Source organism: Corallococcus sp. BB11-1 (genome assembly GCF_026626625.1).
GTDB lineage: Bacteria > Myxococcota > Myxococcia > Myxococcales > Myxococcaceae > Corallococcus > Corallococcus soli.
Map to the genome: position 1 here is coordinate 272,692 of NZ_JAPNJY010000035.1, position 15,141 is coordinate 287,832.

The 15,141-nt window shown below is 69.7% G+C and carries 8 protein-coding genes; all 8 read left to right on the forward strand.

Annotated features, from left to right (window positions below; translation table 11 throughout):
* The first annotated feature begins 2 nt into the window (after nucleotides 1-2).
* The 8 genes from ftsW to agmC all read left to right on the forward strand — a co-directional run bounded on the left by ftsW (nucleotide 3) and on the right by agmC (nucleotide 15,101).
* Nucleotides 3-1,166, forward strand: coding sequence for a putative lipid II flippase FtsW (gene ftsW, locus OV207_RS30380; RefSeq protein ID WP_193349460.1), 1,164 nt, complete (start codon nucleotides 3-5; stop codon nucleotides 1,164-1,166).
* Nucleotides 1,163-2,344: an undecaprenyldiphospho-muramoylpentapeptide beta-N-acetylglucosaminyltransferase gene (murG, locus tag OV207_RS30385; RefSeq protein ID WP_267558527.1), complete on the forward strand. Its 1,182-nt coding sequence runs from the start codon at nucleotides 1,163-1,165 to the stop codon at nucleotides 2,342-2,344. The genes ftsW and murG overlap by 4 nt, the downstream gene beginning before the upstream one ends.
* Nucleotides 2,341-3,762, forward strand: a complete 1,422-nt coding sequence (gene murC, locus OV207_RS30390) for a UDP-N-acetylmuramate--L-alanine ligase (protein WP_193349462.1) — start codon at nucleotides 2,341-2,343, stop codon at nucleotides 3,760-3,762. Before murG ends, murC begins: the two co-directional genes overlap by 4 nt.
* A 3-nt stretch (nucleotides 3,763-3,765) precedes the next feature.
* Nucleotides 3,766-4,698: a UDP-N-acetylmuramate dehydrogenase gene (gene murB / locus OV207_RS30395; RefSeq protein WP_193349463.1), complete on the forward strand. Its 933-nt coding sequence runs from the start codon at nucleotides 3,766-3,768 to the stop codon at nucleotides 4,696-4,698.
* Nucleotides 4,695-5,651, forward strand: a complete 957-nt coding sequence (locus OV207_RS30400) for a D-alanine--D-alanine ligase (RefSeq protein WP_193349464.1) — start codon at nucleotides 4,695-4,697, stop codon at nucleotides 5,649-5,651. Before murB ends, OV207_RS30400 begins: the two co-directional genes overlap by 4 nt.
* A gap of 134 nt (nucleotides 5,652-5,785) precedes the next feature.
* Nucleotides 5,786-6,643 (forward strand): cell division protein FtsQ/DivIB, encoded by an 858-nt coding sequence (locus OV207_RS30405; RefSeq protein ID WP_193349465.1) that lies wholly within the window; start codon nucleotides 5,786-5,788, stop codon nucleotides 6,641-6,643.
* Between the two features lie 41 nt (nucleotides 6,644-6,684).
* Nucleotides 6,685-7,920, forward strand: a complete 1,236-nt coding sequence (gene ftsA / locus OV207_RS30410) for a cell division protein FtsA (protein WP_120610305.1) — start codon at nucleotides 6,685-6,687, stop codon at nucleotides 7,918-7,920.
* A gap of 335 nt (nucleotides 7,921-8,255) precedes the next feature.
* Nucleotides 8,256-15,101, forward strand: a complete 6,846-nt coding sequence (agmC, locus tag OV207_RS30415) for an adventurous gliding motility protein AgmC (protein WP_324291577.1) — start codon at nucleotides 8,256-8,258, stop codon at nucleotides 15,099-15,101.
* The last annotated feature ends 40 nt before the right edge of the window (nucleotides 15,102-15,141 follow it).

Consider the following 15,141-nt stretch of genomic DNA (forward strand, 5'->3'; position numbering starts at 1 on the left):
CCATGAAGACCTCTGCTCCGTCCGTTCCCGTGCGGTTCGACCCCATCCTGCTGTGCGCCGTGCTGGCGCTCGTCTCGCTGGGGCTCGTGATGACGTACTCGGCCAGCGCGGTGCTCGCCCAGGACAAGCTGGGCGACAGCCTGTACTTCCTCAAGCGCCAGCTGGCGGCCGCGGGCCTGGGCATCGTGGCCATGGCGGTGATGATGAAGCTGGGCTGGCGGCGGCTGGCGCGGCTGGCGTACCCGCTGCTGCTGGCGGCCATCGTGCTGATGGTGCTGGTGGCCATCCCGGGCATCGGCACCACGGCGGGCGGCGCGCGCCGGTGGATCCGCCTGCCGGGCTTCAGCCTCCAGCCCGCGGAGGTCGCCAAGTTCGCGTGGCTCGTCTACCTGTCCTATTCGCTCGCGAAGAAGCGGGAGAAGGTGGCCACGTTCTCCATCGGCTTCCTGCCGCACCTGGCGCTGTGCGGCATCCTGGTGTTCCTGTGCATGCTCCAGCCGGACTTCGGCAGCAGCGTGCTGCTGGTGTTCATGCTCTTCGTGCTGCTGTTCGCGGCGGGCACCAAGCTCAGCTACCTGGTGGGGTCGCTGCTGCTCGCGCTGCCGCTGGCCTTCGTGGCCATCGCGACGAGCCCCTACCGCATGAAGCGCATCCTCGCGTTCCTGGACCCGTGGGCGCACCGGCATGACGTGGGCTACCAGGTGGCGGAGTCGCTGATGTCCATCGGCTCGGGCGGCATCACCGGCCTGGGCCTGGGCGACGGGCGGCAGAAGCTGTTCTTCCTGCCGGAGGCGCACACGGACTTCATCTTCTCCATCCTGGGGGAGGAACTGGGCCTCATCGGCGTGGGGCTGCTCGTGTCCCTGTACGCCATCGTGCTCTGGCGCGGCATCCGCGCGAGCCTGGCGGCGGGGGAGACCTTCGGCACCTACCTGGGCCTGGGCATCAGCTCCATCATCGCGTTCCAGGCCACGGTGAACATGTGCGTGGCCATGGGCCTGCTGCCCACGAAGGGGCTGACGCTGCCGTTCGTGTCCTACGGCGGCTCGTCGCTGGTGGTGCTGATGGGGGCGGCGGGCGTGCTCCTGTCGTTGAGCGCGAACACGCAAGGGGCTTCAAGGCCGGTGCGGGCTGGCACGACGGACCTGCGGGAGGTGACGGCGTGAAGGTGCTCATCGCGGGCGGCGGCACGGGCGGTCACCTTTTCCCGGGCATCGCGCTGGCGGAGGAAGTCGTCACGCGCCACCCGGACAACGAGGTCGTCTTCGTGGGCACCGAGCGGGGCCTGGAGGCCCGCGTCGTGCCGAAGGAGGGCTACCCGCTGGAGTTCGTGAAGGTGCAGGGCCTCAAGGGCAAGGGCCTCCTCGGCCTGCTCAAGGGCCTCTGGGCGCTGCCCCTGGCGTTCCTCGCGTCGTTCCGCATCCTGTCGCGCCAGAAGCCGGACGTGGTGGTGGGCGTGGGCGGCTACGCGAGCGGCCCGGTGGTGCTGGCCGCGTGGATGATGGGGATCCCCACCGCCATCCAGGAGCAGAACGCGCTGCCCGGCCTCACCAACAAGATATTGGGCCGCATCGTGAAGGTCGTCTTCACCGCCTTCGAGGAAGCGAAAGCGTTCTTCCCGGAGGCCAAGGTGCAGATGATTGGCAACCCCATCCGCAAGAAGCTGATGGACAACTACCTGCGCAGCAGCTCGGCGCACGAGAAGTTCTCCGTCCTCGTCTTCGGCGGCAGCCTGGGCGCGCGCGGCCTCAACAACCGCATGCTGGACGCGCTGGATTCGCTGGGCGACCTGAAGGACCAGGTCTCCATCGTCCACCAGACGGGCAAGAACGACCTGGAGACGGTGAAGAAGGGCTACGCGGACAAGGGCTTCGGCGCGCAGGCCACGGTGGTGGAGTTCATCGACGACATGTCCTCCGCCTACGCCCGGGCGGACCTGGTCATCTGCCGCGCGGGCGCGACGTCGCTGGCGGAGCTGACGGTGTGCAAGAAGGCCAGCATCCTGGTGCCCTTCCCGCACGCGACGGACAACCACCAGGAGGTGAACGCCCGGGCGCTGGTGGACGCGGGCGCGGCGCTGATGTTCCGCGAGTCGGAGCTCACCGGACAGCTGCTGGCGCAGACGCTGCGCGGGCTGATGACGGACCCGGCGAAGCTCAAGCAGATGGCGAAGAAGGCCGGCATCCTGGGCCGGCCCGCCGCCGCGAAGGAGCTGGCGGACGTGTGCGCGGACCTGACGACGCAGGCCTGGGGCTTCCAGGGCCGCGACCGCGGGCCGAAGGAGTCGTCCAAGGCGTTGAAGGACCCGAAGGATTCGAAGAAGGCACCCGGGAGCAAGGCATGAGCAAGTCCGTCACCCACAAGCCCGGCAGCCTCTACAAGACGCGCCACGCGGCGCACGTCCACTTCGTGGGCGTGGGCGGCATCGGCATGAGCGGCATCGCGGAGGTGCTGCTCAACCTGGGCTACCGCGTGTCCGGCTCCGACCTGCGCGAGAGCGACATCACCCGCCGGCTCGCGAAGCTGGGCGCCACGCTCTACGAGGGCCACCGCGCGGCGAACCTGGTGCACGCGGACGTGGTGGTCATCTCCTCCGCGGTGCGCAAGGACAACCCGGAGGTGGTGGCGGCGCGCCAGCGCAAGATCCCCGTCATCCCCCGCGCGGAGATGCTCGCGGAGCTGATGCGCCTGAAGTACGCGGTCGCCGTCGCCGGCAGCCACGGCAAGACGACGACGACGTCCATGGTGGCCACGGTGCTGTCCGCGGCGGGCCTGGACCCCACGGCGGTGGTGGGCGGCAAGGTGAACGTGCTCGACTCCAACGCCAAGCTGGGCAAGAGCGAGCTGATGGTGGTGGAGGCGGACGAGTCCGACGGCAGCTTCCTCAAGCTGCACCCGTCCATCGCGGTCGTCACCAACATCGACCCGGAGCACATGGACCACTACGGCGACCTGGAGACGCTCCAGTCCGCCTTCGTGGAGTTCTGCAACCGCGTGCCCTTCTACGGCCTCAACGTGCTGTGCCTGGACAACCCCAACGTCCAGGCCCTGCTGCCGCGCATCGAGAAGCGCTTCGTCACCTACGGCAGCTCGCACATGGCGGACTACCGGCTGGAGGGCATCACGCTGGACGGCTTCACCACGTCCTTCCGCGCGTTCCGCCGCGAGGAGGACCTGGGAGAGTTCCGCGTGCGCATGGTGGGCGCGCACAACGCCTTCAACGCGCTGGCCGTGGTGGCCATCGCGGAGGAGATGGACATCCCGCTGGAGACGGTGCGCGGCGCGCTGGCCGAGTTCGGCGGGGTGCAGCGCCGCTTCACCGTGCGCGGCGAGGTGGGCGGCATCACCGTGGTGGACGACTACGGGCACCACCCCACGGAGGTGATGGCCACGCTGTCCGGCGCGCGCCGGGCCTTCGGGCGCCGCGTGGTGGCCGCCTTCCAGCCGCACCGCTACACGCGCACGCATGACCTGATGAAGGAGTTCGCCACGTCCTTCAACGACGCGGACGTGCTCTTCGTCACCAGCGTGTACGCGGCGGGCGAGGAGCCCATCGCGGGCGCCACCGGGGACGCGCTGGCGGAGGCCATCCGTGCGCACGGGCACCGCGACGTGACGTTCGTGGAGAAGCGCGCGGACGTGGCGAAGGCGCTCCAGGAGCGCGTGCGCGAAGGCGACCTGGTGCTGACGCTGGGCGCCGGGGACATCACCCAGGTGGGCCCGGACCTGCTGAGCCTGATGGGCGCGGCGAAGGGCGGGTAGGGGATGGAGGCGGGGGTCGTCACACCGCTCGCGGCGCGCGTGGCGCGGCTGCCGGGCCTGGACGTGAAGCCGGGCGAGCCCCTGGCGCCGCTCATCAGCGTGCGCGTGGGCGGCCCGGCCGAGGCCCTGGTGCGCCCCCGCTCGGCGGACGCGCTGGTGGACCTGCTGCGCTTCGCCCGGGACGAGGGCGTCCCCGTCACGGTCCTGGGCGGCGGCGCCAACACCCTGGTGGGCGACGGCGGCGTGCCCGGCATCACCCTCAAGCTGCCCGCGGACGTCTTCCCGGAGGCGCTCGACGTGGGCCCGGCCGAGGGGCGGGTGACGCTGGGGGCGGGCGCGGCCATCGCCCGGCTGGTCAACGTGATGCGGGGGCAGGGGCTGGTGGGCGCGGAGTTCCTCGCGGGCATCCCCGGCACCCTGGGCGGCGCGGTGACGATGAACGCGGGCACCAAGAACGGCGAGTGCTTCCGGGTGGTGGAGGCGATTGAAGTCGCCACGGCGGACGGGGTGGGGTGGTGGACGAAAGCGCAGGTGCCCCACACCTACCGTCACGCCACGCTGCCGCCTGGAGGTATCGTCACGCGCGTGCGCTTCGTGCTTCCCAAGGGTGACGTCGTGGCCAGCAAGGCGGCGATGGACGCGGACCTGGGCTACAGGAAGCGCACGCAGCCCTTGAGTCAGCCCAACTTCGGCAGCGTGTTCACCAACCCGCCGGGCGACCACGCCGGGCGGCTGATTGAACTCGTGGGCCTGAAGGGGCACACCCTGGGACGCGCGCAGGTGTCCACCCTGCACGCCAATTGGATCGTCAACCTGGGCGGCGCGGCCGCTCGCGACGTGCGGGGCCTCATCACCCTGATGCAGCAGCGGGTGCTGGAGGCCTCGGGCGTTTCCATGCAACCCGAAGTCAAGTTCGTCGGAGCGTTCCTTCCATGACCCTCGGTTCCCGTGGCTTCACCCCGGAAGAGTTGAAGGCCAAGCGCGTGGGCGTGCTGTACGGCGGCCTCTCCTCCGAGCGCGAGGTGTCCCTGCGCACCGGCGCCGCCGTGGCCGGCGCCCTCCGGGGCCTGGGCTACGACGTGGTGGACATCGACGTGGGCAAGGACCTGCCCGCGCGCCTCATCGCGGAGAAGGTGGACGTGGCGTGGCTCGCGCTGCACGGCCGCTTCGGCGAGGACGGCTGCATCCAGGGCCTGCTGGAGTCCATGTTCATCCCCTACACCGGCAGCGGCGTGATGGCCTCCGCGGTGGGCATGGACAAGGTGTACGCCAAGGAGATCTTCATCTCGCGCGGCATCCCCACGCCGCCCTACCGCGCCTTCGCTTCTGCGCAGGCCGCGCTGGCGGAGGCGGACCGGCTGCCGTTCCCCTTCCCGGTGGTGGTGAAGCCCAGCCGCGAGGGCAGCAGCGTGGGCGTGCACATCTGCAAGACGCGTGAGGACTACGCGGCCGCCGTCGAGGACGCCGCGAAGCACGCCGGCACCTTGATGGTGGAGCAGTTCATCAAGGGCCGCGAGGTGCAGGGCGGGGTGCTGGACAACGAGGCCCTGGGCGTCATCGAAGTGAAGGCCGCCCGCGAGTTCTACGACTACGAGGCCAAGTACAAGGCCGGCAGCGGCACCCAGTACCTGTTCCCCGCGCCCCTGCCGCCGGACCTCTACGCGCGCGTCAACGAAGTCTCCCTCGCCGCGCACGTGGCGCTGGGGTGCGCGGGCGGCTCCCGCTCGGACGTCATCGTCACGGAAGCCGGCGACGTGTTCCTGCTGGAAATCAACACGCTGCCCGGAATGACGGCCTCCAGCCTGCTGCCGAAGATCGCGGCGGGGCGGGGCATCGACTTCCCGGCGCTGTGCGAGCGGCTGCTCCTGGGCGCTTCGCTCAAGGCTTGAGCCGGACTGCGTTGTCTCCTGGAGTTCCGGCCCCTTGGCGGGCCGGCGTGTCCCTCCGGACCGCTACAGCGACGTGCCTGTAGCCAAAAACTGGCGTCAAGCGGTGTCCGCACGCAGCATGCGCATCCCTCCCCATGGCCTTCGGTAAGAACAAGAAACGCCGGCACCTGGACACCGCATCGCGCAACACCGCGGTGAAGGGCGCCGTGCGCTCGCACGGGCCCCGGGTGGCGAAGGCGCTGGGGCTGACGGTGGCGACGGCCGCGTTGGTGTGGGGCGGCATCGAGCTGCGCGCCTGGGCGCGGGTGTCTCCGCACTTCGCGCTGGAGTCCGTGACGTTCACCGGGCTGGAGCGGGCCTCGCGCCCGGAGCTCTTGAAGCTGTCGGGGCTGGCGGCGGGGCAGAACCTGTGGTCGCTGGAGCCGGCGGCGCTGGCGAAGGCCATGGGGCAGCACCCGTGGGTGCGCACGGTGGAGGTGACGCGGCGGTTTCCGCGCGGGGTGTCGGTGGAGGTGTTGGAGCACGCGCCCGCGGCGCTGGCGGTGCTGGGCGACCTGTACGTGCTGGACGAGGAGGGCGAGCCCTTCAAGCGCGTCACCCCGGGGGACGGGCTGGACCTGCCGCTCGTCACGGGGTTGGAGCGCGATGCCTACGTCGCGGACGCGGACGCGGTGCGTGCGCGCTTCCGGGAAGCTTTGGATGTAACCCGTGCTTATGCGCGGTTGTTGCCGGGGAGATCGGAGCGGTTGTCCGAGGTGCGCCTGGAGAACAGCGGGCTTGCGCTGGTGACGGCGACGGGGCAGGAGGTGCGCCTCGGCGCGGGCGATACGGAAGTCAAGCTCCAGCGGCTGGCGCGCGTTCGTCGCGAGCTCAGCACAAGGGGGCTTGCAGCCGCGATCATTCGCCTGGATAACCGTGCCCGACCGGGTTGGGTGGCGGTGAGGCTTTCGAGCGGGTCCGACTCCGAGAGGAGCGGGGGCTCGACGCAGTGAGGATGCTTCCTTCACGAGAGTGAGGGGGCCTGGGAGGTTTCATGGCGAAGCAGAAGTCGGGGGAGATCATCGTCGGCCTCGACATCGGCACGACGAAGATCTGCGCCATCGTCGGCGAGCTGACCGATAGCGGGATCGACATCATCGGCATCGGCACGCATCCGTCGAAGGGATTGCGCAAGGGCGTCGTGGTGAACATCGAGGCCACGGTGTCGTCCATCCGGCGCGCCGTGGAGGAAGCCGAATTGATGGCCGGGGCGGAGATCTCCCACGTCTACACGGGGATCGCCGGCGGCCACATCAAGGGCTTCAACTCCCAGGGCATCGTCGCGGTGAAGGACAAGGAGGTCCGCGAGGCGGACATCGCGCGCGTCATCGACGCGGCGAAGGCGGTGGCCATCCCCCTGGACCGGGAGGTCATCCACGTCCTGCCCCAGGAGTTCATCATTGACGACCAGGGCGGCATCAAGGAGCCCCTGGGCATGGCCGGCGTGCGCCTGGAGGCCAAGGTGCACATCGTCACGGGCGCCGTCTCCAGCGCGCAGAACATCGTCAAGTGCGCGAACCGCACGGGCCTGAACGTCTCCGACATCGTGCTGCAGCCGCTGGCGTCCGCGGAGGCGGTGCTGAGCGAGGACGAGAAGGAGCTGGGCGTGTGCCTCGTCGACATCGGCGGCGGCACCACGGACATCGCCATCTTCTCCGGCGGCTCCATCGTCCACACGGCCGTCATCGCCCTGGGCGGCAACAACCTGACGAGCGACATCGCCATCGGCCTGCGCACCCCCGCGCACGAGGCCGAGCGCATCAAGCAGAAGTACGGCTGCGCGCTCGCGTCCATGATCAACAAGGACGAGACGATTGAGGTCCCCAGCGTGGGCGGCCGTCAGCCGCGCGTCCTGGGCCGGCAGATCCTCTCGGAGATCCTGGAACCGCGCGTGGAGGAGATCTTCCAGCTCGTGCACCGCGAAATCCAGAAGTGCGGCTACGAGGACCTGCTCGCGTCCGGCATCGTCATCACGGGCGGCTCCACGCTGCTGGCGGGCATGCCGGAGCTGGCCGAAGAGGTGCTGGGCCTGCCGGTGCGCCGGGGCATGCCGCGCGGCATTGGCGGCCTGGTGGACGTCGTGAAGAGCCCCATGTACGCCACGGGCGTGGGCCTGGTGGTCTACGGCGCCAAGCACATGGACCGGCGCATGTTCCGCATCCGCGAGGACGGCAACGTCTACAAGAAGGTGAAGGGCCGGATGCGCGAGTGGCTGGAAGAGATCTTCTAGCAGCACCCGGCGTGATGCCGCGCTGAGTCAGGGCTCCCTTCGGGGGGCCCTTTCGCGTTTCAGGGGGACGTGACGGGTAGGGCGGACGCGTCAACGGCGCACGCTGACGCGTCAGGAAGAGACGCGGTGGGTCTTCCAGAATCTGGAATCTGGATCCACCTTCCGGACCCCGCTCGTAAGGACGCTGGGCAAGCCGCGCAAGTCCCTGGATTTGATGGGAATGAAAATCCGACAGAGGATGGCGCCCGGCTTGCTAGGGGGGCTTCTGGCCCCCCGGAACCATTCCGCTGTTCCTGTGAGCCCCTGACCTTATGACTCCACAAAAGACTTCGCGGTTGCTGACGCCCCTGACGGGAGTTCGCCGATCCGCCGCGGGCCTCCTGGCCCTGCTGTGCGCCGTGTTCATGGCGTCTCCGGCGATGGCCGAACCGGACACCTTTGGCCTGGGCAATGGGACCGATGGTGCGTTGACCGTCAACGCGCTCAACACCGTCGTCAACACGTACACGCGGTTGAACGCCAACGCAGGCGTGGGCACCACCAGCCTGACGGTGACGGACACGGCGGGGTTCGGGGCGGACGACCTGGTGATGGTGTTCCAGTCCACCGGTTACACGGAAGCGGTGACGTCCGGTGCTCCGGGACCGTTCAACTTCGCGTCCAACGCGGTGGGCAACTGGCAGTTCGTGCGCGTGTCGCAGGTGGTTGACGACACGCAGCTGGTGCTGGCCTCCGCGCTCACGGCGTCCTTCACGGGCGGTGACGCGGATCTCGACGCCATCCGCTCCTCGGCGCAGGTCATCCGGGTGCCCGAGTACACGTCGGTGACCATCAACCCGGGGGCCAGCATCGCCGCGAAGGCCTGGTCCAACGACGTTGACCACACGGACAACCTGGGCGGCATCGTGGTGTTCCTCGCCACCGGGACGGTGACGAACAATGGCGCCATCACCGCCAGCGGCGCGGGCTTCCGCGGCGGCGAGTACTTCAACGGCAGTGGTGATGACTGCTCGGGGCTTGACGAGGAGTGGGAGGGCGGCGCGATCAAGGGCGAGGGTGTGGTGCCCGGTCGCTTCAAGGTGCCTGAGTCGTTCCCCGTCGCCGAGGGGACCGCGGGCCGGGGCAACATCCTCCACGCGGGTGGCGGCGGCGTGTGCCACAACTCCGGTGGTGGTGGTGGTGGCAACGGTGGCGCGGGCGGTATCGGCGGCCGGACCTGGACCGGTGATGAGCCTACGCCCTCGCGTCCGGTGGGTGGCCTGGGCGGCGGGCAGATGACGTTCAGCCCCGCGACGCGCCTCCTGTTCGGCGGCGGCGGTGGCTCCGGTCACGGCAACGATGGCGCCGGTGGTGGCGGTGGCAATGCGGGTGGCATCGTCTTCGTGCGCGGTGCGGCGCTGGCGGGCTCGGGCAACATCACGGCGGACGGCCTGAATGGCGTGGCTTCGCAGAACGACGCGGCGGGCGGCGGCGGCGCGGGTGGCACCATTTCGCTGAAGTTCGACGGCGCGCTGTCCTGCAACGGCACGGGCCGTCTCTCCGCGAGCGGTGGCTCTGGCGGCAACAGCGTCTTCGAGACGCCGCATGGAACTGGCGGCGGTGGTGGTGGTGGCAACATCCTTCTTCAGGGCACGACCCTTTCCTGCGACACGTCCGTCGCGCGCGGTGAGGCCGGGACCCAGAGCACTCCGAGCGCCCCTGATGGTGCGACGTACGGCGCGGCCCCCGGCAATCCGGGTGTCATCAACCTGCCGCCCACCGTCACGACGCCGGCCAACGGCTCGTCGACGAGCAACACCACCCCCGCCATCACCGGCACCACGCCGGGCGGCGGCAACCAGGCCGTCAGCATCTACGTGGATGGCGCGCTGGTGGGCACGACGACGTCCGACGCGGCGGGCAACTACACCTTCACGCCGCCGGTCCTGAGCCCCGGTTCCCACACCGTGTACGCGGTCTCGGTGACGGCGGGCATCACGAGCCCCCAGAGCAACACCAACACCTTCACGGTGACGGGTGTCACCACGGTGCCGACGGTGGCCATCACCGCGCCGGCCAACGGCTCCACGACGACGAACCCGAACGTGACGGTGACGGGCACGGCCGCGAACGCGACGAGCGTGACGGTCACCTTCCAGGGCACCAACTACGGTCCCTTCGCCGTGGATGCTTCTGGCAACTGGAGCGGGGCGCTCCCGGGCCCGCTGGCCAACGGCACGTACACCGTGACGGCCACGTCGACGGACGGGACGAACACGAGCACGGCCGCGACCTCCACCTTCACGGTGAACGGGCCTCTGCCGACGGTGGCCATCAGCACGCCGGCCAACGGCTCGACGATCAACACCCCCAACGTGACGGTGACGGGTACGGCCACGAACGCGACGTCTGTGATGCTGACCTTCAACAGCGCCAGCTACGGCCCCGCTGCGGTGGATGCGGCGGGCAACTGGAGCTACGCGCTGCCGGGTCCCCTGGCGGATGGCTCGTACACCGTGACGGCCGTGTCCATGGATGCGGCGGGCAACACCAGCACCCCCGCGACCTCCACCTTCAATCTGGACGCGACGGCGCCGACGGTGGCCATCAGCACGCCGGCCAACGGCTCGACGGTTGGAACCTCCACGGTGACGGTCGTGGGCACGTCCACGGGCGCGACGTCCGTGACGGTGACCTTCGAGGGTACCAACTACGGTCCCTTCCCGGTGGACGCCTCCGGCAACTGGAGCGGGGCGCTGCCAGGCCCCCTGGCGGCCGGCTCGTACACGGTGACCGCGGTGTCCACGGACGCGGCGGGCAACACCAGCACGACCGCGACCTCCACCTTCACGGTGGACCTGACGGCGCCCACGGTGGCCATCACCACGCCGGTCAACAACACCTCCGTGGGGACCAGCACGGTGACGGTCACCGGCACGTCCACGAACGCGACGTCCGTGACGCTGACCTTCGACAACGCCAGCCACGGCCCCGTCACGGTGGATGCGGCGGGCAACTGGAGCTACGCGCTGCCGGGCCCCCTGGCCGAAGGCACGTACACCGTGACGGCCGTGTCCGTGAACGGTGCGGGGACCCCCAGCGCCCCCGCGACCTCCATCTTCACGGTGGACCTGACGGCGCCCACGGTGGCCATCAGCACGCCGGTGGACGGCGCGGTGCTCAACAGCAGCACGGTGACGGTGACGGGCACGTCCACGGGTGCGACGTCCGTGACGCTCACCTACGGCTCCACGACCTACAGCTCCATCCCGGTGGATGCTTCGGGCAACTGGACCTACACGCTGCCCGTGAGCTTCACCGAAGGCTCGTACACGGTGACGGCGGTGTCCACGGACGCGGCGGGCAACACCAGCACGCAGGATGACACCACCTTCACGGTGGACCTGACGCCGCCGACGGTGGCCATCACCGCGCCGGCCACCGGCACGGTCATCAACACCAACACGGTGGCGGTGACGGGCACGTCTGTCGGGGCGGCGTCCGTGACGCTGACCTTCGACGGCGTGGACTATGGCTCCATCCCGGTGGATGCGGCGGGCAACTGGACCTTCACGCCTCCGGTGACCTTGACCGATGGCACCACGTACTCCGCGACCGCGGTGGCCGTGGACGCGGCGGGCAACACCAGCACCCCCGCGACCACCACCTTCACGGTGGACCTGACGCCGCCGACGGTGGCCATCACCACGCCGGTCAATGGCTCCACGATTGGCACCGACACTGTGACGGTGACGGGGACGTCCACGAGCGCGACGTCGGTGACGGTCACCTTCCAGGGCACCAACTACGGTCCCATCGCGGTGGACGCCTCAGGCAACTGGAGCCAGGCGCTGCCTGGCTCCCTGCCTGACGGCACGTACACCGTGACGGCCACGTCCACGGATGGCACGTCCACGAGCACGGTCGCGACCACCACCTTCACGGTGAACACGGCGCTGCCGACGGTGGCCATCACCACGCCGGCCACCGGTTCGACGACGACCAACCCGAACGTGACGGTGACGGGCACGGCCACGAACGCGACGACCGTGACGGTGACCTTCCAGGGCACCAACTACGGCCCCTTCGCCGTGGATGCCTCGGGCAACTGGAGCCAGGCGCTCCCGGGCCCGCTGGCCGATGGCACGTACACGGTGACGGCGGTGTCCACGGACGGTACGGCGACGAGCACGACCGCGACCACCACCTTCACGGTGGACTCGACGGGCATGGTGGACACGGACGGCGACGGACTGCCGGACGCGGAGGAGTCCATCATCGGCACGGATCCGAACAACCCGGACACGGACGGCGACGGCATCCCCGACGGCATCGAGGTCAATGTCGGCAAGACGGATCCGCTGGACGATGACTCGGATGACGACGGCATCACTGACGGCAATGAGGACAAGGACCACGACGGCATCGTCGATGCCGACGAGACCGATCCGAAGAATGCGGACACCGACGGTGACGGCCTGACGGACGGCGTGGAACTGGGCCTCACCACGCCGCAGGGCACGGACACCGATCCGTCGAAGTTCGTGGCGGACAAGGACCCGACGACGAAGACAAACCCGCTGGACGACGACTCGGATGACGACGGCCTCACGGACGGCAACGAGGACGCCAACCACGACGGCCGCGTGGACCCCACGGAGACGGACCCGAACAACATCGACACGGACGGCGACGGCCTGACGGACGGCCTGGAACTGGGCCTCACCACGCCGCAGGGCACGGACACCGACCCGACGAAGTTCGTCGCGGACCAGGACCCGTCGACAACGACGAGCCCGCTCAACAAGGACACCGACGGTGGCAGCGTGTTCGACGGCATGGAGGACGCGAACCACAACGGCCGCGTGGACGTGCGGGAGACGGATCCGAACAACCCCGCGGATGACAACGACGCGGACAACGACGGCATCAGCAACGAGCGGGAGGTTGAAGCCGGCACGGATCCGTTCGACTCCGACTCTGACGACGACGGCGTGCCGGACGGCATCGACGGGCTGACCGACACGGACGGCGACGGCATCATCGACGCGCTGGATCCGGACAGCGACAACGACGGCATCAACGACGGTACAGAGCTGGGCGTCACCACCGAAACCGCGCCGCCGGGCACCGACCAGTCCTCGCCGAACTTCAAGCCGGACGCGGACCCGTCGACGAAGACGGATCCGAAGAACCCGGACTCGGATGGCGATGGCCTGAAGGACGGCGAGGAGGATTCCAACCATGACGGCCGCCGCGACGCCACGGAGACGGATCCGACGATGAAGGACACCGACCAGGGCGGCATCGACGACGGCGTGGAAGTGCAGGGCGGCTCCAACCCGCTCGACGCCAACGACGACTTCCTCGTCGTGGGCCACGGCTGCAGCACGGGTGGGACGGGCTCGCTGGCGCCCTTCGCGCTGATGCTGCTGGCCCTGCCCCTGGTGGGGCGCCGCTTCCGCAAGGCCGGGCAGCTCCTGGCCCGGGCGGGCGGGGCGGTCGCCATGTTCGTGGCCGCGCTGTTCGCGGCCCCGGCAGCCCTGGCTCAGGCCGGGGCGGTGTCGCAGGCCATCGACGTGCAGCAGTACAAGCCGGGTCCGGGCGTGTCGGACGTGCTCGGCATGCACGGCGCGAAGGTGCAGCGGCACCTGGGGTGGAACGTGGGGCTTTCGGTCAACTACGCCGACAAGCCGCTCAACTTCTTCGACCCCCGCAAGGACGAGTACGTCACCTCCCTGGTGAAGAGCCAGGTGGGCGTGGACCTGATGGGCGCGGTGGGCTTCCTCGACCGCTTCGAAATCGGCGTCGTGCTGCCCATCACCATCCAGGGCTCGGAGAACTCGCCGGCCGTGGACCCGTCGTTCGCCAACGGGGTGAGCGGCGGCGGCATCGGCGACCTTCGGTTCATCCCGAAGGCGCGGCTGCTGGAAGGTGAGGACTACGGCCTGTCGCTGGCGGTGCCCGTGTCGCTGCCCACCGGCGGCGCCTCGGACTTCCTCGGCGGGTCGGGCGTCTCCGTGAACCCGCGCCTGGTGGCCGAGTACGGCCGTCGCTTCCGGGTGCTGGCCAACCTGGGCGTGGACCTGCGCAAGTCGCAGCAGCTGCGCAACCTGAACACCGGCAACGCGCTGGCGTACGGGCTGGGCGCGGAGGTTCCGTTCGAACTGGGCAAGGTGCCCCTGGCCGTGGCGGCCACGCTGACGGGCGCCCTGGGCTTCAAGCAGCAGGACGAAGAGGAGATCCCGCTGGAGCTGCTCGCGGCCCTGAAGTACCGCGCGAAGAGCGGGCTCGCCGCCCACGTGGGCGCGGGCCCGGGCCTGACGCACGGCTACGGCACGCCCACCTTCCGCGTGCTCGCGGGCCTGGCCTACAGCACCCCCGAGCGTGCCCCGGCGCCCCGGCCGGTGTGCCCGGAGGGGCCGGAGGACTTCGACGGCTTCCAGGACGCGGATGGCTGCGCGGACCCGGACAACGACAAGGACGGCATCCCGGACACGGCGGACAAGTGCCCGAACGAGCCGGAGACGGTCAACGAATACGAGGACGCCGACGGCTGCCCGGACACGAAGCCCGCGCCGCCTCCGCCCGCCCCGGTGGACACCGACGGCGACGGCCTGATGGACCCGGACGACAAGTGCCCCAACGCGCCCGAGGACAAGGACGGCTTCCAGGACGAGGACGGCTGCCCGGACCCGGACAACGACAAGGACGGCATCCCGGACACGGCGGACAAGTGCCCGAACGAGCCGGAGACCATCAACGGCGTCACCGACGAGGATGGCTGCCCGGACAAGGGCAAGGTCAAGGTGACCGTCGAGGGTGAGCGCATCTTCATCCTGGAGAAGGTCTACTTCGCCACGAGCAAGGACGTCATCCTGCCGCGCTCGTTCCCGCTCTTGAAGCAGGTGGCCGCCGTGCTGCGCGCCAACCCGCAGGTGGAGCTGCTGCGCATCGAGGGCCACACGGACGACCAGGGCAAGGACGCCGCCAACCTGGACCTGTCCAAGCGCCGCGCCGCCAACGTGCGCACGTTCCTGGTGAACGAGGGCATCGCCGCGGAGCGCCTGGAGTCCGAGGGCTTCGGCGAAACGAAGCCGGTGGACACCAACAAGACGGCCGCGGGCCGCGAGAACAACCGCCGCGTGGAGTTCAACATCCTGAAGCTGGGCAAGGTCGAAATCGAGCGTCCGGCCCCGTAGTCCTCCACCGTCGTGCTTGAACGCGAAGGCCCGGTTCCCG

Excerpts from the sequence above, each read along its gene's own strand:
- murC (WP_193349462.1), top strand. The coding sequence starts at position 2,341 with ATGAGCAAGTCCGTCACCCACAAGCCCGGCAGCCTCTACAAGACGCGC.
- OV207_RS30400 (WP_193349464.1), top strand. The coding sequence starts at position 4,695 with ATGACCCTCGGTTCCCGTGGCTTCACCCCGGAAGAGTTGAAGGCCAAG.
- murB (WP_193349463.1), top strand. The coding sequence starts at position 3,766 with ATGGAGGCGGGGGTCGTCACACCGCTCGCGGCGCGCGTGGCGCGGCTG.
- OV207_RS30405 (WP_193349465.1), top strand. The coding sequence starts at position 5,786 with ATGGCCTTCGGTAAGAACAAGAAACGCCGGCACCTGGACACCGCATCG.
- ftsW (WP_193349460.1), top strand. The coding sequence starts at position 3 with ATGAAGACCTCTGCTCCGTCCGTTCCCGTGCGGTTCGACCCCATCCTG.
- ftsA (WP_120610305.1), top strand. The coding sequence starts at position 6,685 with ATGGCGAAGCAGAAGTCGGGGGAGATCATCGTCGGCCTCGACATCGGC.